The sequence below is a fragment of the Rhodoferax ferrireducens genome, assembly GCF_003347515.1.
Classification (GTDB): Bacteria; Pseudomonadota; Gammaproteobacteria; order Burkholderiales; family Burkholderiaceae_C; genus Rhodoferax.
The window spans coordinates 1-291 of record NZ_QEII01000212.1 but is presented as its reverse complement, the minus strand read 5'-3'; the positions used below and the strand labels follow the sequence as shown (position 1 = coordinate 291).

The 291-nt window shown below is 48.8% G+C and carries 1 protein-coding gene; it reads left to right on the top strand.

The annotated features are described in order from the left end of the window. Positions 1–291, top strand: a 291-nt coding sequence (locus C5P05_RS03210) for a hypothetical protein (protein ID WP_157979201.1), incomplete at both ends; no start/stop codon positions are given.

Genomic DNA, 291 nt, shown 5'->3' with positions numbered 1-291 from the left:
AATGGGAGGTTGAAGGCAAGTACCCAGACTGGAAGACTGTTTTTCCTGACGAATGCCAAGTTGGCCCAATGGGCATGTTCAACGCCATGTATATGAAGATGGTTCACAAAACCCTGAAGATCGCGACAGGAAACGATTTTGAAGGAATCACCCTGCGCCAATCTGATGAAAACAAGTCGATTTTCGTGTCTTGCGGATTTTTGCCCGACTTCGCGGCAGTCGTCATGCCAATGCGAGACGACCGCAAAATCAACTACCCCAAGTGGTTGTCTGAATTCAAGGCGGCAGGAA